The sequence below is a fragment of the Actinokineospora xionganensis genome (assembly GCF_014323725.1).
GTDB classification, from domain to species: domain Bacteria; phylum Actinomycetota; class Actinomycetes; order Mycobacteriales; family Pseudonocardiaceae; genus Actinokineospora; species Actinokineospora xionganensis.
Map to the genome: position 1 here is coordinate 25,303 of NZ_JABVED010000012.1, position 19,638 is coordinate 44,940.

General features: G+C 71.6%; 19 protein-coding genes and 1 tRNA gene. 5 read left to right on the plus strand and 15 right to left on the minus strand.

Going from position 1 to position 19,638, the window contains the following annotated elements; all coding sequences use genetic code 11:
* Positions 1 to 26 precede the first annotated feature (26 nt).
* Positions 27 to 1,886, plus strand: a complete 1,860-nt coding sequence (locus tag GPZ80_RS20695) for a serine/threonine-protein kinase (protein ID WP_187222517.1) — start codon at positions 27 to 29, stop codon at positions 1,884 to 1,886.
* A 19-nt stretch (positions 1,887 to 1,905) separates the two neighbouring features.
* Here the strand turns inward: GPZ80_RS20695 and GPZ80_RS20700 are convergent, their stop codons facing one another.
* The 5 genes from GPZ80_RS20700 to GPZ80_RS20720 form a co-directional block, all read right to left on the minus strand.
* On the minus strand, positions 1,906 to 3,960 hold the full coding sequence (locus GPZ80_RS20700) for a transglutaminase TgpA family protein (protein WP_187222519.1): 2,055 nt from the start codon (positions 3,958 to 3,960) through the stop codon (positions 1,906 to 1,908).
* Positions 3,957 to 5,057, minus strand: coding sequence for a DUF58 domain-containing protein (locus GPZ80_RS20705; RefSeq protein WP_312880474.1), 1,101 nt, complete (start codon positions 5,055 to 5,057; stop codon positions 3,957 to 3,959). The genes GPZ80_RS20700 and GPZ80_RS20705 overlap by 4 nt, the downstream gene beginning before the upstream one ends.
* A gap of 11 nt (positions 5,058 to 5,068) precedes the next feature.
* Positions 5,069 to 6,046 (minus strand): AAA family ATPase, encoded by a 978-nt coding sequence (locus tag GPZ80_RS20710; RefSeq protein ID WP_187222840.1) that lies wholly within the window; start codon positions 6,044 to 6,046, stop codon positions 5,069 to 5,071.
* Between the two features lie 5 nt (positions 6,047 to 6,051).
* Positions 6,052 to 8,253 (minus strand): fibronectin type III domain-containing protein, encoded by a 2,202-nt coding sequence (locus GPZ80_RS20715; RefSeq protein WP_187222523.1) that lies wholly within the window; start codon positions 8,251 to 8,253, stop codon positions 6,052 to 6,054.
* Positions 8,254 to 8,377: 124 nt separating this feature from the next.
* On the minus strand, positions 8,378 to 8,515 hold the full coding sequence (locus GPZ80_RS20720) for a hypothetical protein (RefSeq protein WP_187222525.1): 138 nt from the start codon (positions 8,513 to 8,515) through the stop codon (positions 8,378 to 8,380).
* Between the two features lie 278 nt (positions 8,516 to 8,793).
* Here GPZ80_RS20720 and GPZ80_RS20725 point away from each other — a divergent pair, with 278 nt between their 5' ends.
* Positions 8,794 to 9,771 carry a CobW family GTP-binding protein gene (locus GPZ80_RS20725; RefSeq protein WP_187222841.1) on the plus strand — a complete coding sequence of 326 codons (978 nt, stop codon included), beginning with the start codon at positions 8,794 to 8,796 and terminating at the stop codon, positions 9,769 to 9,771.
* 356 nt (positions 9,772 to 10,127) lie between these two features.
* Positions 10,128 to 10,526: a DUF5313 family protein gene (locus tag GPZ80_RS20730; RefSeq protein WP_187222527.1), complete on the plus strand. Its 399-nt coding sequence runs from the start codon at positions 10,128 to 10,130 to the stop codon at positions 10,524 to 10,526.
* Here GPZ80_RS20730 and GPZ80_RS20735 read toward each other — a convergent pair.
* Positions 10,502 to 10,792, minus strand: coding sequence for a DUF6191 domain-containing protein (locus GPZ80_RS20735; RefSeq protein WP_187222529.1), 291 nt, complete (start codon positions 10,790 to 10,792; stop codon positions 10,502 to 10,504). The two genes, GPZ80_RS20730 and GPZ80_RS20735, sit on opposite strands and share 25 nt — an antisense overlap.
* Before the next feature lie 153 nt (positions 10,793 to 10,945).
* On the opposite strand from GPZ80_RS20735, the gene GPZ80_RS20740 reads away from it, so the two are divergent.
* Positions 10,946 to 11,746 carry an SH3 domain-containing protein gene (locus GPZ80_RS20740; RefSeq protein ID WP_187222531.1) on the plus strand — a complete coding sequence of 267 codons (801 nt, stop codon included), beginning with the start codon at positions 10,946 to 10,948 and terminating at the stop codon, positions 11,744 to 11,746.
* On the opposite strand, the gene GPZ80_RS20745 is transcribed toward GPZ80_RS20740, so the two are convergent.
* From GPZ80_RS20745 to GPZ80_RS20775, 7 genes are read right to left on the minus strand one after another with little or no spacing between them, the layout of a single operon-like run.
* Positions 11,747 to 12,607: an exodeoxyribonuclease III gene (locus tag GPZ80_RS20745; RefSeq protein ID WP_187222533.1), complete on the minus strand. Its 861-nt coding sequence runs from the start codon at positions 12,605 to 12,607 to the stop codon at positions 11,747 to 11,749.
* A gap of 19 nt (positions 12,608 to 12,626) precedes the next feature.
* Positions 12,627 to 14,264, minus strand: a complete 1,638-nt coding sequence (gene ptsP / locus GPZ80_RS20750) for a phosphoenolpyruvate--protein phosphotransferase (RefSeq protein WP_187222534.1) — start codon at positions 14,262 to 14,264, stop codon at positions 12,627 to 12,629.
* Positions 14,261 to 14,527 carry an HPr family phosphocarrier protein gene (locus GPZ80_RS20755; RefSeq protein ID WP_187222536.1) on the minus strand — a complete coding sequence of 89 codons (267 nt, stop codon included), beginning with the start codon at positions 14,525 to 14,527 and terminating at the stop codon, positions 14,261 to 14,263. Before GPZ80_RS20755 ends, ptsP begins: the two co-directional genes overlap by 4 nt.
* Positions 14,528 to 14,539: 12 nt before the next feature.
* Positions 14,540 to 15,994: a PTS fructose transporter subunit IIC gene (locus GPZ80_RS20760; RefSeq protein ID WP_187222538.1), complete on the minus strand. Its 1,455-nt coding sequence runs from the start codon at positions 15,992 to 15,994 to the stop codon at positions 14,540 to 14,542.
* Complete coding sequence (locus tag GPZ80_RS20765; RefSeq protein WP_187222540.1) at positions 15,991 to 16,440, minus strand: PTS sugar transporter subunit IIA; 450 nt, start codon at positions 16,438 to 16,440, stop codon at positions 15,991 to 15,993. The genes GPZ80_RS20760 and GPZ80_RS20765 overlap by 4 nt, the downstream gene beginning before the upstream one ends.
* Before the next feature lie 7 nt (positions 16,441 to 16,447).
* Entirely contained in the window at positions 16,448 to 17,389 is a 942-nt protein-coding gene (gene pfkB, locus GPZ80_RS20770; RefSeq protein WP_187222542.1) for a 1-phosphofructokinase, read from the minus strand.
* Positions 17,386 to 18,144 (minus strand): DeoR/GlpR family DNA-binding transcription regulator, encoded by a 759-nt coding sequence (locus GPZ80_RS20775; RefSeq protein ID WP_187222544.1) that lies wholly within the window; start codon positions 18,142 to 18,144, stop codon positions 17,386 to 17,388. Before GPZ80_RS20775 ends, pfkB begins: the two co-directional genes overlap by 4 nt.
* Before the next feature lie 290 nt (positions 18,145 to 18,434).
* Between GPZ80_RS20775 and GPZ80_RS20780 the strand changes: the two genes are divergently transcribed.
* Positions 18,435 to 19,313: a class I SAM-dependent methyltransferase gene (locus GPZ80_RS20780; RefSeq protein ID WP_187222546.1), complete on the plus strand. Its 879-nt coding sequence runs from the start codon at positions 18,435 to 18,437 to the stop codon at positions 19,311 to 19,313.
* A gap of 34 nt (positions 19,314 to 19,347) precedes the next feature.
* Here the strand turns inward: GPZ80_RS20780 and GPZ80_RS20785 are convergent, their stop codons facing one another.
* Both GPZ80_RS20785 and GPZ80_RS20790 read right to left on the minus strand, forming a co-directional pair.
* On the minus strand, positions 19,348 to 19,509 hold the full coding sequence (locus tag GPZ80_RS20785) for a hypothetical protein (RefSeq protein WP_187222548.1): 162 nt from the start codon (positions 19,507 to 19,509) through the stop codon (positions 19,348 to 19,350).
* Positions 19,485 to 19,558, minus strand: a tRNA-Ile gene (locus GPZ80_RS20790). Before GPZ80_RS20790 ends, GPZ80_RS20785 begins: the two co-directional genes overlap by 25 nt.
* Positions 19,559 to 19,638: the final 80 nt, after the last annotated feature.

The window sequence follows — 19,638 nt, forward strand, 5'->3', positions numbered from 1 at the left end:
GCGGCACGGAGCACGAAGGCGGCCAGGTGGACGACGAACTGCTGGCTTGGGCGCCGAAACCGCCCCCGCGGCCGGAGATCGGGTTGCCCGGCTACAGCGACTTCCGGCTGGTCGCCCAAGGCGGCGAGGGCACCGTCTACCGGGCCCGCCAGGACGGACTGGGCCGCGATGTCGCGGTCAAGGTCCTGCAGGTGGACGACCCGACGACGCTCGCCCGCTTCCGGCGGGAACTGGAGATCACCGTCCGCCTCGGGCGGCAGCACCCGCACATCGTGACCGTGCTCGACACCGGCACGGTCGCGGGCGGGCAGCCCTGCATCGTCATGGAGTTCTACGACCTGGGCTCGCTGCACGACCGGCTCCGGGAACGCGGGCCGCTGCCGGTCAGCGAGGTCATCGCCGCGGGCACGGCGGTCGCCGACGCGCTCGCCTTCGCCCACGGGCAAGGGTTCCTGCACCGCGACGTCAAGCCGCAGAACGTGCTGGTGCTGCCGACCTCGTATGTGCTGGCGGACTTCGGGATCGCCCGCGGCGCGGACGCGGGGCACTCGGCGTCGCTGGAGCTGGTGAGCTACCGGCACGCGGCGCCGCAGATGATCGAGGGCGTCGCCCCGGCCGCGGCCGACGACCTGTGGTCGCTCGGGTCGACCCTGTTCACGTTGTTGGAAGGGGTGCCGCCGTTCGCGTCGGACAATCCCGACGAGGACACGGTGCTGACCTACCTCGGCCGGGTCCGGTCGGCTGAGCCACGGGCGCTGACCCGCCCGGATGTGCCCGCGGAACTGGTCGCGATCATCCGACGCTGTCTGAGCAAGGACCGCGCGGATCGGTTCGCCGACGCCGCGGAACTGCGCGACGCGCTCGCCGAGGTCGGGGCCGAGGTGCGCAAGTGGAGCCCATCCTCCGTATCGTCCATTGTGGACAGTATTCCCGGTGTGGACGCCGATGCGACCGCGGTGTCGCCGGTGGAGCGCACGCAAAGTGTGCCGCTGACCCATTCCGCCGACTTCGGACCGACCCCGACGCAGATGCCCGAGCCGGAACCGGAGCCGCTCCCCGCGCCCGCGGTGGACGAGGCGCGCGGGACGATGACCGGCAGACTCGCCGATCTGACCGTCCGCCACGCCCCGGAGCCACTGGTCCCGGACTTCGGTCCGGCCGCGCCGGAGGCCACCCCGGAACCGGTGACGCCCACTCCCTCGCCCGTGGCTGCGCCTCCGCACCCGGTCACGGCCCTGCCCGTGGCTGCCCCCCAGCCCTCGGCTAGTTCCTCGCCCACGGCTGCGGCCTCTCCCATGGCTGCTCCCCTGTCGATGACTGTGCCGCCGCGCGACTGGGACCTCGTCGATGTCGACACCACCGACCGCACGCCCGGGCCCGACGGCCCACCGGCCCGCCGCCGCGGCTGGGCGTTCGCCGTCGCGGGACTGGTCGCCGTCGTCGCGGGAGTCGGGATCGGGATCCTCGCCAACCGCGGCGCCGCCCCGGCCGCCGCACCGCCGGCGACGTCGACCACCGCCGGCACCACCACGAGCGTGCCCACAACCACGGCCCCAGCCACCACCACGTCGGCCGCGCCCATCGCCCAGGGCGGCGACCCGAATACGGCTCCCGCCCTGAACCGCCTGGTGGACAACGGGAGCACCGTCGAGGTGCACTGGACCGACCCCACCGGCGGCCGAGCCCACTTCGTGCTCTACGACGTCACCGATCTCGCGGGCAAGCCCAAGGTCGTGTCCGGAGTGGACCCCGGCGAGACCAGCTTCGTGGTTCCGGACCTCGACCCCAGAACCAAGCAGTACTGCTTCCAACTCGTCGCCATCGGCCTGGACGACCCCACCACGCAGAAGGGTTCATCCGCCAGGGTCTGCGCGATTCGCAACTAGGGCATGTCCTGGTGGCCCGTCACCAGCGGCGCCGCAACGGCCGGGGGTCGACGGCCCAGAAAAGCCGCCGGTACCAAGGAACCAGCCGGCGGATGCCCGCGCGAACCTGTCCGGCGAGCCGCCACGAGTCGTCCGGGCCCGCCTGGTCGGGGGCGAACGCGGCCCGGTCGGCCAAGGCCGCCAGGCGCAGCGCCTGCTCCGAATCCGGTGCCAGCGCGGCGATATCGGGCGCGGTGAGGTGCCGGGCGGGCTGTCGTCGCGCCAGCAGCAGCAGGTCGAGCACTGACGCCCACGCCCCAAGGGCTCCCGCACGACGCAGCCGAGAATGCCGCGCGCCACGCAGGCAGGCCAGCACCAGCAGCACCGACAGCGGGAGCGCGGGGAACAGCAGCAGCCAGTGTCGCGCCTGGGGCTTCGCCTGCGCCGCATCGGACTTGGCCTGCTCCGGCGGGAGCACCAGCGGCGGCCCGTCCTTCGCCGGGACCGTGGGCTGGGCCGTGGTCGACGCGAGCCGGTTGAGCACCTCACGCTTCGACGCGGCGCTCGGCCCGCTGTCGGTGCCCGACACGGGGTCGAACGGGACCCAGCCCCAGTCCGCGAAGTACACCTCGGGCCACGCGGTCGCGTCGACGCCCCGAATCACCCGGTAGCCGTCCGGCCCCTCGGGCACCGGCTGGAAACCCACGACCACCCGGGTCGGCAGACCGACCGCCCTGCCGAGCACCGCGAACGCCGTGGCGAACTGTTCCGCTGTCCCCTTGGCCGCGCCCGCGTCGCCCAATGGGCCGTACAGGAACTGCTCGATTCGCGCGTACGACGAACCGACCGGCGCCTCCGCGTCGGGGTGACGGTCGAGCCGGACGACTTGTTCGAGCGCCACCGCCTGCTCGTAGGGCGTGCTCGTGTTGAGGACCGCCTGTCGCGCGTAGTCCGCCAGGGTGGCGGGTAGTCCGGGAAGGTCGAGGTAGCGGCGGATGGCGTCGCCGGTGGGCACCTTGGCGGTGGCCAGGTCGTCGTCGTTGGGCCGGTCGACCACGCCGCGCACGTCGTAGGACAGACCAGGGCCCATCCCGCGTGGCAGCATCAGCGAGCCGGAGTCGGGGTCCACCATCACGTCGCCGAGGCTCGTCGAAACGGGCCTGCCCACGGTGGGCAGCCAGTTCCCGTCGAGCGCGCCGACAACCAGTTCCACGTCGGCTTGGTGCGCCCGGCGGCCCGCGGGCAGGTCCGGCGGCGCCACCGCCCCGATCGGCCCGTACAGCGAGGACGCCTGCCAGGCCGCGCCCGTGTAGTCGGCCAGCACCACGAGCCGCACCGGCAACTCCGGGCCACGCATCCGCAGCAGCTCCGTGTCGGCCATCGCGGCCCAGGAAGCCAGCTGCGGCAACGGATTCGACACCGCGATGTCGGTCACCGGCGGCCGTACCAGCTCTCGCGGCTCGAACGCGTTCCGGTTCGGCAGCACGCCCGCGAGCAGCGCGGCGGCCGCCAGCACGGCGAGCACCGCGCCGGGCGGTCCCAGGGAGACCCGACGGGTCGACTCGGCCCGGTCGACCACCACCCACCCGAACGCAGCCAGCGCGACGACCCCGACCGCCACCAGCCCCCGCCCGTCCGCGCGGCCAGCGGTGACCAGAGCGCCCGCCGCGTAGAGCACGACGGCCCCCACCGGCGGCCCGATCAGCGACCGCCCTTCCCCCGCGACGGAAACCGCCACCACCAGCGCGACCAGGAACACCAGCAGCACCCCCGGCATCAGCAGGTCCGGCGTCGGCGGCGCTGGGCGCGCGGAGGTCAGCAGCCGGGGAACGCTGTCGCGCAACACCTCCACCGGCCCACCCGCAATGGCACCCCGGGCGACGAAGTACCCGCCGATCAGCGCGGCCGCCCCCGCGCCGACGAGCGTCATCCCGGTAGTCAGACGGAACCGCCGGGCCTGCACCACCACACCGAACGCGACCACGACCGCACCCGCGAACAGCGACCAAGGCCCCGAACCCGACCACCCCGCGGAAAGGGGGAACGCCGCCACCGCAAGGAGGACGACCGCCCACCCGGCCCGCAGCCAGGTCACCGGGCCACCCCGGTATCCCAAGCCCGCAACAGCCCCTCAGCATCCGCGGCCCGAACGACCAACACACTTCCCATCGCGGACAGACCCGCACCCTCGTCCGCCACCGTCAACACCACGCCACAGGACGCGCGGCCCGCCTCCAGCAGCATCGCCGACAGGTCCGCCGACTCACCGCAAATCACGGCCACCACATCGAGATCACGCGCGGGCACCGAGGTGTCCCCAGCGTCATCCACCATCGCCACATCGGCCAGGGCCACGAGCACCAGACCCGAGTCCCCGTCGGCCGCCTCGATGTCCAGCGACCCCGACACGGTCAGCAGCCGCACCGGGTGCGCGTCGGCGATCGCGGAGGTCAGCAGCGATGCGGCCACCTCGACCGCGTCCTCGAACTGGCGTTCCCTCGGGTAGCCCGACGCGCGGTCGTCAAGCAGGACAGCGAGATGCGGCCGGGCCGGGTCGGCGTCCTCCCGGATCATCAGCGTCCCGGTGCGCGCGCTCGTCGCCCAGTGCAGCCTGCGGAGGTCGTCGCCGGGGACATATTCGCGCAGTCCCACCAGGTCCGTGCCGCCGCGCTCGACCCGCTCGTCGGCGCCGACCTGACCGCGTCGCGCACCCGAGGGCAGACCCCGGACCGGGAGCACCCGCGGCACCACCCGGACCTCCACGACCTCGCCGACGGTCGTGCGCGACTCGGCGAGACCAGCCAGCCCGCGCCTGCGCAAGGTCAGCGGGCCGACCAGCCAGACACCGCGACGGTCAGTCGGGATGCGGTACTCCACAACGGTCCGCTCCCCTGGTGCCAGGACGGGGATGTCGACCTGGACCGGCTCACCCGCGACCTCGTCGGTCCCGTCGAGCACCACGGGAAAGCGTTTGCGCACACTGGTGATCTCCAGCGTTCCGGTACACACGCCGAGCCGCTGCACCGTGCTCGGCCGGACCGTGCGCGTCGAGGTCACCGGAGCCGCGAACAACACCGATCCCAGACCAGCCAACGCGGTCACCGTCAGCGCGATGCCCAACGCGGCGAGTCCGGGATAGCGCCACCACAGTCCAAGTCCGCCGAGAAGCACGCCGATGACGAGCGCGGTCACACCTCGCGCGGTCATTGCGGCGTCGGGCGCGGGACCTCGACCCGGGCCGTGGCGTCGGCCAGCACCTCGGCGGTCGTCACGCCCGCGAGCTGGGCCTCGCGGGTGAGCACCAGCCGGTGCGCGAGCACCGGCGCGCACAGCCGCTGCACGTCGCTGGGCACGGCGAAGTGCCTGCCGTGCGAGGCCGCGTACACCTGCACGCACCGCACCAGCGCGCGCAGACCACGCGTGCTCGCGCCGAGCCGCAACCGGTCATCGGACCGGGTGGCGGTGCCCAACTCGGTGATATAGCGCAGGATCCGGTCGGCGACGTGCAGTGTGGCGAGCCTGCGCGCGCACTCCGCCACCTGGTGCGGGTTGGTCACCGTGGGCACCGTGCCGATCCGACCCGCGCCGCTGCCCGGGCGCAGCACGTCCAACTCGTGGTCGAGATCCGGGTAGCCGATGGAGGTGCGCAGCATGAACCGGTCGAGTTGCGCCTCCGGCAGGCGGTACGTGCCGTCGAGGTCGATCGGGTTCTGCGTGGCCACCACGAGGAACGGGTCCGGCACGGCGTGCGCGACACCGTCGACGGTGACCGTGCGCTCCTCCATGACCTCCAGCAGCGCCGACTGCGTCTTGGCCGCCGCCCGGTTGATCTCGTCGGCGAGGACCACGTTCGCGAACACCGGGCCCGGCCGGAAGCCGACCTGTCCGCTCTTCGGGTCGTAGACCGAAGTGCCGGTGACATCGGAGGGCAACAGGTCCGGGGTGAACTGCACGCGCCGCGACAGCCCGCCCAACGCGCCCGCGACCGCCCGCGCCAGTGTCGTCTTGCCGGTGCCGGGAACGTCCTCGAGCAGCACGTGCCCGCCCGCGAACATGGCCACCAGCACCAGGTCGACTACCTCGCGCTTGCCGCGCAGCGCGGTCTCGACGGCGTCGCCGACGCGTTTGTGCAGCGCCTGGAACGCGGCGATCTCGTGCTCACCGATCGCCGTCCCGGTCATCGTCGTCACCGCTGTTCGTCCTCGTCTTCCCGCCGCCGCACACCGACGCGAAGCAGCACGGCGGTCGCGATCAAGCCCAGGCCCGCGCCGGTCAGCGACTCGGAGGAGAGCTCGGTGGCGCCCTGATCACTGGCCACCTTGGGCTGCTGGCAGACCCGTCCGCCCGGGCAGGGCTCGGTCGAGAGCATCCGAATCGACCGGCTCGCCGAGTCGACCGACGTGCCACCAGCGGCGGCGTGCGCGCGGATGACGACGCTGTTGATCCCCTCCTCGATCGTGATCGTCGCGCTCGTGGCCGAACACGCGACTGGCTCCGCGTAGTCCCAAGTCCGGTTCACGACCTCGCAGGTGCCGTTGTGGCCTGCCCAGTCCGCGGGCGGCGCCATCGTCAGCCGCCTGGTGTAACCGCTGCCCGAGACGCCGGTGATCACCACCGCGCCCGCGGTCGGTAGCGAAGGCGGCGGGGGAGGAGGGGGAGGAGGGGGAGGAGGGGTAGTCGTCGTGGTCACAGGCGGCGCGACCGTGGTCGGCGGCGGGGTGTTCGGCACGGTGGTGGCCGGCGGCGGGTTGGTCGTGGCAGGCGGCGGCACCGCCCAGACCGTCGACCCAGCGGCGCCCCGACCGGCTTGATTGACCGCGGTCACGGCCACGTCGAGCCTGCCGTTCTGGCAGAACCGCGTGCCCTCGCAGGGCAGCGTCAGCTGGGTCGACGTGCCGGTGACCTGAACCGACTTCGACCCGCCAGTGAAGGCACCGGACGCCTCCACGGCGTACCCGGAGACCGGGGACGCGCCCGCGGTCGCGACCCCCCAGCCGACGGCGACGGTGATCTCGGCGGCCGTGCGGGAGACCAGGGAGACCGCCACACCCGGCGGCACGCCCGGCACACCGGCCCGCGGGTCGACCGACGTCGGCGGCGCGGGTGACCCGCTTTCGGTAGGCACCGGGCTGACCTCGACCGGCGCGGTGGTCGGCTGGTTGGGCCGGGTCCGCGTCGGCTCGTGCGGGTTGGGCTTCGGCGGGCTCGGCGGCGACGGCGGCGGTGTCCGGTCGGGGTTGGTGACCTGCAGTTCGGGGCTGCGGATCACCACGGAGCGGGTCTTTCCGTCGGCGTCGACGATCACGCCCGTCTCAGCGCCCGGGGTGTTGATGAACAGCCTGCCGTCGTCGAAGACCAACTGCGGGTCGCCGGAGCCGCCGGTGCGCACATCGTCGCCCGCGCGCCCGCCTGAGCGGTTCAGCACGACGACCCGGCCGGTGCCCCGGCAGGGAACGTAGATCTTGTCCTGGAAGACGGCAGGCCTGCCGGGGCGCGCGCAGCCCAGGCCCGCGACGTCCACGCGCAGCACCTCGTCGCCGGAGACCAGCACGACCGTGCCGTTCTCCGGGATCGACGCGGGAACCAGCCCGCTCGGGCTGGTCTGCGCGGCGAGGACGTCGCCGGGCTGGCGGGCGGTCGTGGCCCGCACGTCGGCGCCGGTGCCGTCCTGCAGGACGACTCCGCCTTCGAGACCGAGCACGGTGACGCCCTGACGGTGCGGGACCAGTGCGGCGCGTGGGCCCGCGCCCGCGACCGGGCGGTTGGACTTCTCGACGAACCGGTTGTCCTCGTCGGACCAGTCCAGCGCGCGCAGGTTGCCGCCGTGGTCGACGACCCAGAGCACGCCTTCATCGTCGGTGACGGCGTCGGCGAGCGGCCGGCCCGCCAGCCACGGAGCCCCGATGTCGGCGAGGGTGATCGGGTCGGCGTTGACCACCGACCCGCCCGCCCGATCGACGATGTAGAGCCTGCCCACGGCAAGGAGCACTTTGCTCGACCCGCCCGCCGGGGCCTGCCTGCGGCCGCTCGCGAGCAACGTCGACAGGTCGATCACGGTGATCTGCCCGTTCCGCCGGTCGAGGACGACGAGCATCCCGTCTTTCTGCGTGATGTCGAGCAGCGCGTCGGCGCCCGAAACCCGCAGTCGGGTCTCCGGCCTGCCGGAGGCGGGGTTGACCTGGACAACCTCGCCGCGCTGTTCGTCGCCGAGCCAGGTCAGTCCGTCGGAGACCTCGACCGCGGTGCGGGAGATCCCGTTGCCCAGTGCCGCCCCGGCGAGCAGGAGCACGCCCAAGGCGGCGGCGCCGAAGCTGGCCGATTCACGGCCGCGTCCACGCTTGGTGAAAAGACGGCGAACGAATCTCGCCGCGCTCGATCCCACAGTCATAGCACTCTCCCTGGCCCGTCCGGGATCGTATCCGGGCTGGGAGCCTTACTTGGTCGGAACCGACTGTCTAGATCGTCAGTCCGGGAGAATCGTTCGCGAAAGCACCGTCGTTCCCCAGAATGGGCTAACCCGCTTTAGGCGTGGCGCAGCACTTCTCATCGACGGTGTTCTCAAACGAGCCCGCGAAAGCGGTCGGGGCGGCGATGGCAAGGCCGGCGGCGGTGACGAGCGCGGCGATCAGCAGCAGGGCACGGCGTTTCATGGGTACCTCTCGTGTCAGCAGGGGGACGGCACGACTGTGGACTGTGGATCGTGCCTATGTCAACGGCCTTGTGGCGCAATTGTGCGCACTTCCGCCGTCGTCTTACAGAGAAAACGGCTTGCGGACAAGACAATCTCCGAGCTTCCTTCGCCGTTAGTCCACTTGGGCGTATAAATCCGTTTGCCGAGGCCGGATTCCCGTTGTCCGTGCGCGATCGAACGCTTACCGTGTGTCGCCGAAACACCAGTCGCGCGGGCCGGTATTCTGGGCGGGTGCAGATGATCCCGGTCCTGGTCGTCGCGGGCTTTCTCGGATCGGGAAAGACCACCCTGCTCAACCACCTGCTGCGGGCTCGAACCGGCCTGCGCATCGGTGTGGTCGTCAACGACTTCGGCAGCGTCAACATCGACGCGCTGACCGTGGCCGCCCAGGTCGACTCCATGGTCACTCTCGGCAACGGCTGCCTGTGCTGCGCCATCGACGTATCCGACCTCGACGACATGCTCGCCCGCCTGGCCAAGCCGGACGCGCCGGTCGACGTGATCGTCATCGAGGCCAGCGGCCTGGCCGAACCGCCCGCGATGGTCAAGCTCGTCCTCGGCAGCACCAACCCGCACGTCGCATACGGCGGCCTCGTCGAGGTCGTCGACGCCGCCGAGTTCGACTCCACCCGCGAGCGACACCCCCAAATCGACAAACACCTGCGGTACGCGGACCTGTTGCTGCTCAACAAGATGGACCGGGTCGACCCCGCCGCGGGCGAGCGTGTGCTGGCGCTGGTGCGCGACCTGGCGGCCGGTGTCCCGGTCGTGCCGACCGACCACGGCCGCGTCGACCCGCACCTGTTGTTCGACCCCGTCGACCGCCCGGACCCGGCCGGACGCCAACTGTCCTTCGACGACCTGATCGAGCATGAACCGCATGTCCACGCGGGCTACGAGAGCGTCACCTTCGAGTCGGACCAGCCGATGAACCCGATCCGCTTCGCCCGGTTCCTCACCGACCGCCCGCCGGGCCTGTACCGGATGAAGGGCTACGCCCACTTCGGCGACAGTCAGCAGTACGCGCTGCAGACCGTCGGCGGCTACCTCGACCTCCGGCGCGAACCCGAACCGCACGGCACCCGACTGGTCATGATCGGCGCCGCCCTCGACGCGGACGTCATCACCAAGACCCTCACCGACGCCGTCGAACCGGACCCGGCGTCACTCGACCCGCTCGACCTGCTTTCGGTCACCCGATACGTCCGAGACTGACTGCCGTTCACGAAACGGGTGAAACCGACATCGTCGACTACCACTACGACGACGACACCTACTGGGCCCATGCATCTGTGATCTCTTCCTCCGGTCTTCGAGATGGGCCGACCACAGCGACCGGCGCGTCGAAGTCGACGGTGCAGATCTGGGTTTCGCGGTGGGCGGAACGCCGCACGTGCCGCACCATCCCGTCCACCGCTCTGACATCCACCCTCTGGTCGCGCCAGCGCTCAGGCGTGGCGATCACCAGGTCGCGGACGTCGGCATAGGCGCCGGTCGCCCTGGAGGCCGCCCTTGGCCCGCCTATCGACGCGAGGGGCGCGGGGTGGCTGTGGACAACTACGATGCCCCCTATGGCCGCCAAGCGCCCGGGTCCATTTCGGTGGCTCTACTTCGTCTACGGTGGCCGGCTTCCCGACCGGTACCGGGACTGGGTGCTGCACGTCGCCACCTGTCCGACGTGGTTGGTTCGCGCGTTCGGGCGGGGGCTCATGCAGCTCGCGCCGGTGCTCGGCGCGCTGCTCGCGGGACTGGTGGTCTTCGGTGGATCGTGGCCGTTGGCTCTCGGGTCCACGCTGCTCGGGTTCCTGGTCGCTTTGCGGATCATTCTGGCGTTCGCCCAGGACAACGTCGACGCGCGCGTCGCGCAGCACGGGTTCCCGGCTGGGCACGCGACCGCGATTCGACGCCGACGGCACGCCGACGAGGAGGCCGCCAAGGCCGCGCGCTACCGCGAGACCTGGCAGGGCTGATCCCGCCTGACCACACGCACCGCGCTCCCATCCAGATCGATACGCAGGTGCGGGGGCGCACCCGACTCCTCGTCCTCGCGCATCAGGGACTGGGACTTGCGGTCCTCCAGTTCCAGCCGTTTGCCGCCCGAGAAGAAGGCGTCGAGTTCCTCGAAGCCGACGGTCGTCGCGGGCAGATCCTTGCGCCGCCACGGCGACCAGCGCTCGACAGCCGCGAGCACGATCAGCAGCACCACCAATCCCGGCAGCGACAGCGCGAAGAGCATCCCAAGCCACACACCCGAAGAACTCCGCCAAGCCCACGAGAGTTCCCGCCTTGTCCTGAGCGACAAGAGCTTTTGTCCCCCAGCGCATAGCCTCCGATACACGCCGCCCACGACACTGGACCTCCTTGAGCCCCGTCCCCGAGGAGTCACCAGATGCGGGCATTCCTCCGCGCGGCAGTCATCTCCGTCGTCCTGGCCGTGAGCGTCACCGCGCCCAGCGCCTCGGCCGCCCCCACCGCGGCCAGGTACGCCGAACACCTCACGATCGGCTTCGTCTTCGGCGACGACGCCCACGACACCAACCCGTTCTGGCGCGGTGAGCTGTCCCCGACGACGGTGGTCTCCCAGACCACCTCCGGCCCACTCTGGTGGAAGACCACCACGACGGTCCTGTCCGGCCAGGCCCGCGCCGCCCGGGTCAACATGCCCGAGACCGAACGCACCGGCTCCGTCCGCCTTACCGTGGTGCAGCGCCCGTTCATGGCCCCCGAGGTCCGCTATTCGGCGTTCGACGGCTGGCTCACCGGCACGTCGTGGCACGCGGGCGCGAAGGGCTTCTCCGGCACCTTCACCACCACCGACGGCCACAGCGGCCCCATCGCCGCGCTCACCGACGCGAAGATGGCCGAACCCGCGCAGACCACCGCAGCGGAGTACCCGTTCCTCGCCGCCGTCCGCACCGGCCCGCACAAGGGCGCGCTCCCGATCGGCGACTTCCACATCAACCAGATCGGCACGTACGTCGGCGGCAACTTCCTGTCCACCGGCGGCATCCATACCGTCATCGGCGACACCGACGGCCACCTCGTCCTGATGCACATGGTCGGCTACGGCGCCGTCGTGGGCGTCCCGGACTCGGTGCTGGGCGGCCAGGTCCTCGGCGGCACCTTCACCGGCCCCTCCCCTGGCGACGGCGGCACGTGGGGCTCGGTCCGCACATTCCACATCTTCTAGTCAGCGAGCCTGCGGCAACCGCACGGCTCGGCGCGGACGGCCCGCGGACGGCGGCGGCACGACCGGCCCGATGTCGCCGTCCGGGGCCTCGTCCAGGTCCACGATCACCGGAGCGTGGTCGCTGGGTCCGGTTCCCTTGCGCGCGTGCCGGTCGACCCAGGCCGCCTGGACGCGCGAAGCGACCGGCGCCCCGGCGAGCACCAAGTCGATGCGCATGCCCAGATTCTGATGGAACATCCCGGCCCGATAGTCCCAATAGGTGAAGATAGTCTCGGTGGGCCACCGGTCACGCACGACATCGCTGAGCCCCAAGGCCTGCAACTCGGCGAGCGCGGCCCGCTCCGGGGCCGTGACGTGGGTCTGCCCGACGTAGGCCGCGGGGTCGAACACGTCGGCGTCTTTGGGCGCGACGTTCATGTCACCGCAGACGATCACCTCTGGTGGACCGGCGGCGACGACGGCCCGCAGCGCGGCCAGCCATTCGAGTTTGTACGCGTAGTGGTCGGACCCGGGCACCCGCCCGTTCGGCACGTACAGCGAGTGCACCCGCACCCCGCCGCAGGTGGCCGCCACCGCACGAGCCTCCTGGTGCGGAAAGCCCGGCGCGTTCGCCAGCCCCACGGCGACCTCGTCGAGCCCGACCCGGGACAGGATCGCCACCCCGTTCCACCGGCCCTCACCGCTGAGCGCCACCTCGTACCCGCGGTCGGCGAGCTTGGCACCGAGCAGGTCGGTGAAGGCCTCGTCGGTGAGCTTGGTTTCCTGCAGGCACACCACATCGGGCGCACGCTGGTCGAGCCAGGGCAACAGCCGGGGCTCGCGCTGCTTGACGGAGTTGACGTTCCACGTCGCTACCCGCATGAGGTCCACCGTAACCGGGTCAGAACCGGGCCGCCGCCTCGCGCGCCCCGACCGCCGACTCCGCCGCCAGCGCCGCCACGGCCATCTCCCGGCACTGCTCGATCGTGTGTTCGGCCAGCGCCGCCCGCACATCCGGCACGCTGACCGCCGCCATCGACAGCGACTCGATGCCCAAACCGGCCAGCACCACAGCGAGCAGCGGATCGCTCGCCGCCTCACCGCACACACCGACCGGCTTCCCCGCTTCCCGACCGGCCCGCGCGGTCGCGGCGATCAGGTCGAGCAGCGCGGGCTGCCACGGGTCCAGCAGCCCGGCCAGCGCGCCGAGTTGGCGGTCGGCGGCGAATGTGTACTGCGCCAGGTCGTTGGTGCCGAGGCTGACGAAGTCCACCGACGCCAACACCGACGCCGCGCGCAACGCGGCGGCGGGCACCTCGATCATCACGCCGACCTTCGCGATCCCGTGCGAGCGCGCCACTTCGGCGAAGTCCCTGGCTTCCGCCGCCGTGGCGACCATCGGCGCCATCACCCACGGGGACGTTCCGGTGTCGCCCGCGGCCAGCGCCAACGCCTCCAGTTGGTCGTGGAGCAACTCAGGCCGCCGCCACGACGTCCGCAGGCCACGCACACCCAGCGCCGGATTGTCCTCAGGATCGGGACAGGCGTAGGGAACGGGCTTATCCGCGCCCGCGTCGAGGGTCCGAACGACGACCTTGCGGCCCGCCAACGGTTCCAGGACGCGCCGGTACACCCGACGCTGCTCCTCCATCGACGGCGCCTCGGCCCGGTCGAGGAACAGGAATTCCGTGCGGAACAGCCCAACACCCTCGAGGTCGAGGGCGGCGGCCGCCACCGCGTCCGCCGGACCACCGACGTTGGCCAACAACGCGACCGGGTGACCGTCGGCCGTGCGACCAGGACCACGCACAGCCGCCCGTGCGACCCGCGCCGCGCGCATGGTGGCGACCTCGGCGACCTCAGCCTCCGTCGGATCGACCACGACGCGACCCGCTCCGCCGTCCACGACCACGGGCGTGCCATCCACAAAGGACAAAGCGTCCGCACATGCCACAACCGCCGGGATGCCCAGCGATTTGGCCAGGATCGCCGTGTGACTCGTCGGCCCACCGCGTTCGGTGACCACGGCCAGCACCACCGCCGGGTCCAGCAGCGCGGTGTCCGCGGGCGCGAGATCCTTCGCCACCAGCACATACGGGTATCCGGGCGCGGGCAGACCGGGCATCGGCAGTCCGAGCAGGTGCGCGACGGCCCGGTCGCGGATGTCGTCGAGGTCGGCCACCCGCTCGGCCATGTAGGGTCCGGCCGCGGCAAGAAGCTCCCGGTACCCGCCGATGGCCCGGTCGACCGCCCACGCGGCCGGAATCCCTTGCCCGACAAGGTCTCGGACGTTCGAGGCCAGCGCCGGGTCGCGCGCCATCATCGCCGCGGCCGTGAGCACCTCGGCGGCCTCCGGGCTCGCCAGTTTCGCCCGCCGCTCCAGCTCACCCGCCGTCTCCTCCAACGCCGTGACGGCACGGTCTTGGTCATCGGCGCCGACCACGGGCTGCGCGGCGGGCAGCCGGGGCGGCTCCCCGAGGCGGGCGACCGGGCCGGTCGCCACACCGGGGCTCACACCGATGCCGCTGAAACCGGTCATGCGTCGTGGTCGACTTCCAGGACGGCCGCGAGCGCGGCCAGCGCCTGAAACGCCTCGTCGCCGTCGGCGGACAGGATGACCTCGTCGCCGCCGCGGACGTCGAGTCCGAGCACGGACAGGATGCTGCGGGCGTCCACGGGGTTGCCGCCGTCCTTGGCGATGGTCACCGGCACCGGCTGCGCCGCGGCGGCCTGCACGAACAGGCTCGCCGGGCGGGCGTGCAGGCCCACGGCTGAAGCGATGGTCACTCGGCACTCGGTCATGACGGTCCTCTCTCAGACAGTGGCGGGCACAGCGGCGACAGCGGACTTCTCACTGCCGCGCAACGACTTCGCGGCCAGGACGCACACCGCGGTGATGACGGTGCCCACGGCGATCGCGAGCACGACGAACAGCGGCTTACCGATGAGCCCGACCACCCAGATCCCGCCGTGCGGGGCCAGCGAGGTCGCGCCGACGAGCATCGTCAGCCCGCCGGTCGCCGCGGACCCGAGCACGATCGACGGGATCACCCGCAGCGGGTCGGCCGCGGCGAACGGGATCGCGCCCTCGGTGATGAACGACGCGCCCAGCAGCCAGCCCGCCTCACCGGCTTTGCGCTCGGCGTCGGTGAACAGCTTGCGCCGGATGACCGTCGCCAGCGCGAGACCCAGCGGCGGCACCATGCCCGCCGCCATCACCGCGGCCATCGCGGCCGAGGGAGTGCCGGAGGCGAGGGTGCCGACGGCGAAGGTGTAGGCGACCTTGTTGACCGGCCCGCCCATGTCGAAGGCCATCATCGCGCCCAGAAGCAACCCCAAGGCGATCGCGCCGGTGCCGGTCATCCCGGCAAGCCAGCCGGTCAGACCGGTCTGCACGGCCGCGACCGGGGAACCGATGACCAGCAGCATCACCGTTCCGACGACGGCCGTGGAGATCAGCGGCACGATCACGACCGGCATGACCGCCTGCAGTGCTCGCGGCAGCGAGATCCTCGTCAGCGCGTAGGCGACACCACCGGCCAGCAGACCCGCGAGCAGGCCGCCGAGGAACCCGGCGCCGGTCGCGGTCGCGAGCAGGCCCCCGACGACACCGGGCACAAGACCCGGCCGGTCGGCGATGGCGAAGGCGATGAACCCGGCCAGGATCGGGACCAGCATGGAGAAGGCGACCGCGCCGATCTTGAACAGCACACCCGGCACACCGGCCGTCGCGAACAGCTGCGAGAGATCGGTGACGCCCGCGTACTCGACGCCGCCGAAGGTGCCGCCGTTGACCTTGTTGGCCACTTCGGCGCCGCCGAACAGGAACGCCAGCGCGATCAGCAGACCACCCGCGGCGACGAAGGGGATCATGTAGCTGACCCCGGTCATCAGCCACTGCCGCAGCCGGGTCCCGACGCCGCCCGACTCGTCCACTTTGGACACCAGGACGGCCGACGGACCATCGGCGGCACGTTCGACGGCCTGCGCGATCAACGCGCCCGGGTTGTTGATGGCCTGCTTCACACCCGCCTGCACGAGCGGCTTGCCCGCGAACCGTTCGCGCTCGCGGACCTCGACGTCGGCGGCGAAGATGACCGCCCGCGCGTCGGCGATGTCCTGCGCGGACAGCGGGTCCATGCCCGCCGAGCCCTGGGTCTCCACCAGCAGTTCGTGCCCCGCGTCCGTCGCGGCCTGCTCCAGGGCCTCGGCGGCCATGTAGGTGTGCGCGATGCCGGTGGGACATGAGGTGACAGCTACGAGTTTCATCGGTCGATCACTTCCTCGGTGATGAGCTTGACGACCGCGGCGGGGTCGGCGGCGGTGGCGAGGGAGTCCTTGAAGGACTGGTGCACGAGCCTGCGGGCGAGCGCGGCGAGGATCTTCATGTGCTCGCCGCCCGCCCCGTCCGGCGCGGCGATCAGGAAGATGAGTCGCGCGGGACCGTCGGGAGCGCCCCAGTCGACGCCGTCGTCGCTTCGCGCGAAGGCGAGCGACGGTTCGGCGACCGCGGCGGAGCGGGCGTGCGGGATGCCGATCCCGCCTTCGAGACCGGTCGGCATCTGGGCTTCGCGGGCGGCGACGTCGGAGAGGAACGCCTCGACGTCGGTGACCCTGCCCGCGGCGTGGAGCCGTTCGGCGAGCGCACGGGTGGTCGAGGCGCGGTCGGTGGTGCCGAGGTCGAGCAGGACGAGGTCTTCGGTGATGAGGGGCATCGGCGTCTCAGCTCTCGGTGAGGGTGGCGGCGGGATCGAAGGCGGGCGAGCACTGCACGGCGGCCCGGTCGAGTTCGGCGGGCGTGGGCATCCGGCTGCCGGGCAGGGCGGCGGCCGCGGCGCCCCACGCGACGGCGTCGGCCAGGGCGTCGGGCCCGATGTGGCCCGCGGCAAGGAATCCCGCGAGCAGGGCGTCGCCCGCGCCGACGGTGCTGCGCGGTTCGACGAAGGTGCTCCGCGCGTGCCAGGCACCGTCGGCGGTGACCAGTAGCGCCCCTTCGGCGCCGACGCTGGCGACCACGGTCGGAACGCCCTGGCCGAGCACCTGCCGGGCGGCGCGCAACGCGTCGCCGAGGGTGCGCACCTCGTGCCCGACGAGGTCGGCGAGTTCTTCCCGGTTGGGCTTGACCAGGTCGGGACGTCCGGCGACGGCCGCGCGCAACGCGTCGCCGCTGGTGTCGACCGCGACCCGGGCGCCCCGCTCACGCAGGCGCCGGGTGAGGTCGGCGTAGAAGTCGGCGGGGACGCCGGGCGGGAGGCTGCCGCAGAGCACGACCCAGTCCGCGCCCTCGGCGGCGTCCAGCGTGGCGGCCACCAGCCGGGCCCGCTCGGCGGCGTCGAACCTGGGACCAGGCTCGTTGAGCTTGGTCGTGGTGCCGTCGGCCTCGGCGATCGTGATGTTGGACCGCACCGCTCCCGCGATGGGGACCTCGACGACGTTGATTCCCGCGGTGGCGAGCAGAGCGGTCAGCTGGACGCCCTCGGCTCCCCCGGTGGGGAGGACGGCGGTGGCGGCGAGCCCGTTCGCGGCGAGCGCGCGGGCCACGTTGACGCCCTTGCCGCCCGCGTCGAGCAGCGCGGACCTGGTTCGCAGGACGGCGCCGCGCTGGAGACTGTCGATCTCGATGGTGCGGTCGACACTCGGGTTGGCGGTGACGGTGACGATCATGCGCGCACCACCGTCGGCCCGGCCGCCTCGAACTCGGCGGCCTCGGCGTCGCTGAGCCGGTCGTCGGTGACGACCGTGTCGACCTGGTCCAGCGTCGCGAATCGTGCGAAGCAATCCGTTCCAACCTTGGAGGAGTCGGTCAGCACCACGACCCGTCGGGCGGCGGCGACCATCGCGGATTTCACGGCGGCCTCGGCTTGGTCAGGGGTGCTCAGCCCACGGGCGACGCTCAGCCCGTTGGTGCCGACGAATGCGACGTCGACGTAGAGGTCCCGCAACGCGTTGAGCGCCCAGGTGTCGACCCCGGCCAGCGTCTTGGGCCGCACCCGACCGCCCAGGCAGAGCACGTTGACCCCGCGGTTCGCCAACGCCAGCGCGATAGGCAGCGCGTTGGTCACCACGGTGAGGTCGCGGTCGGCGGGCACCAACTCGGCGAGCCGGGCGGTCGTGCTGCCCGCGTCCAACAGGATCACGCCTTCGGCGGGCAGCTCGGCGAGCGCCACCTTGGCGATGCGCTGCTTCTCGGCGGTCGACTCGGCGTCCCGAGCGGCCAGCTCCGGCTCGAACCGCAGCCGCTCCACGGGAATCGCACCGCCGTGAACCCGCCGGAGAACGCCGTGCTTCTCCAGGGCGTCGAGGTCGCGCCGAACGGTCTCGGTGGTGACACCGAGGTCCTCGGCCAACCCGGCGACCTCCACCCGCCCCGCCGCACGAGCACGTTCGGCGATGAGCTGCTGGCGTTCGGCGGCATACATGAAGTGGGATTCCCTTCATTTCACTGTTGTTTCATCTTTGTACGTCTTTGTTTCAGTGGGGTCAAGGGTTACCGGCGGGTAGTCACAGTTGGTCACGCTGAACCTGTCGCACGTTGGGACGACAGCGGTTCTCCGGTTCTTCCACGTCCATGGAGCACGGGAGCGGGCAACACCCACGGAAGATGACAAAGAAACGGCTGACAAAGTCCGTCCACAAACGTGAGGGTGTTTCTCAAGCTCGTCGAAATCTATGGTCCCGTCACAGCACCGACTCGACGGCGGAGACCGAAATGGCGAACCAACCGGATGTGGCGAGTGGCATCGCCGACGTCTTCGACCGCACGGCGGACACCTACGACGCGGTCGGCGTCGACTTCTTCGGCGTCTTCGCCCGCCTGCTCCTCGACGACGTCGGCCCGCTCACCGGTGACCGCGTCCTGGACATCGGCTGCGGCCGGGGAGCGGTCCTGTTCCCGGCGGCGGACCGCGTCGGCCCGACCGGTTCGGTGCTGGGCATCGACCTGTCCCCCGCCATGATCGCCCGCACCGAGCGGGACATCGCCGAACGCGGCGTCAACGCCACCGTCGCGGTGATGGACGCCCAGGCGCCGACACTGCCAGGGCAGGTCTTCGACACCATCGTGGCGTCCTGTGTGGTTTTCTTCCTACCCGACCCCGTCGCCGCCCTGCGCGCGTGGCACGGCCTGCTGCGCCCCGGCGGCCGCATCGGCCTGACCACCTTCAGCGGCGACGACCCCCGCTGGTCCCCGGTCCGCGAGGTCTTCGGGCCCTACCTACCGCCCGAGCTGATCTGGTCGATGGTGAACCCGGCGAATCCAATGGCCTCCACGGAGAACTTCGAGAGCGCCCTCGGCTCGGCCGGATTCACGTCGCCCTCGTCGGTGATCCGGGAACACGAGATCACCTTCGCCTGCCCGGAGCACTGGGTCGAATGGTCGTGGTCGCACGGCCAGCGGCTCTTCTGGGAACTCGTCCCGCCCGCCGACCAGGCCGCGGTCCGAGCCGAAGTCCTCAGCCGCCTGACGCCGCTGCGCGACCCGGATGGATGCCTGCGGATGACCCAGACCGTCCGCTACACCATCGCCCGCGCGTTTCCTGCCGACGGACACGGCGCGGCGGGACAGTCGTACCCCGTCCCGCCGCGATGATGCGGGGACCAGCCTGCTTTACCGAGCCACCTGGTCAGCAACTCGACGGAGCGGGCTCGCCCGCGAACCGGTCGGCCACCAACTGCTGGGCCATCTTGTCGGGGACGATGTCGTCGGACGGTATGGACGTGACCAGCACCGGGGCGCCGGGCTTGACGGTGCCGAGCTTTGTGGGGCGGGTGGGGCTCGAACCCACGGCCAAGGGATTATGAGTCCCCTGCTCTGACCAACTGAGCTACCGCCCCCACCCGACCGATCCTACCCAGGCCGCAGCCAAGGGCGATCTTGCCGAAATCGAGGGAAAGTAAACGCCCCAGGTGCGCTG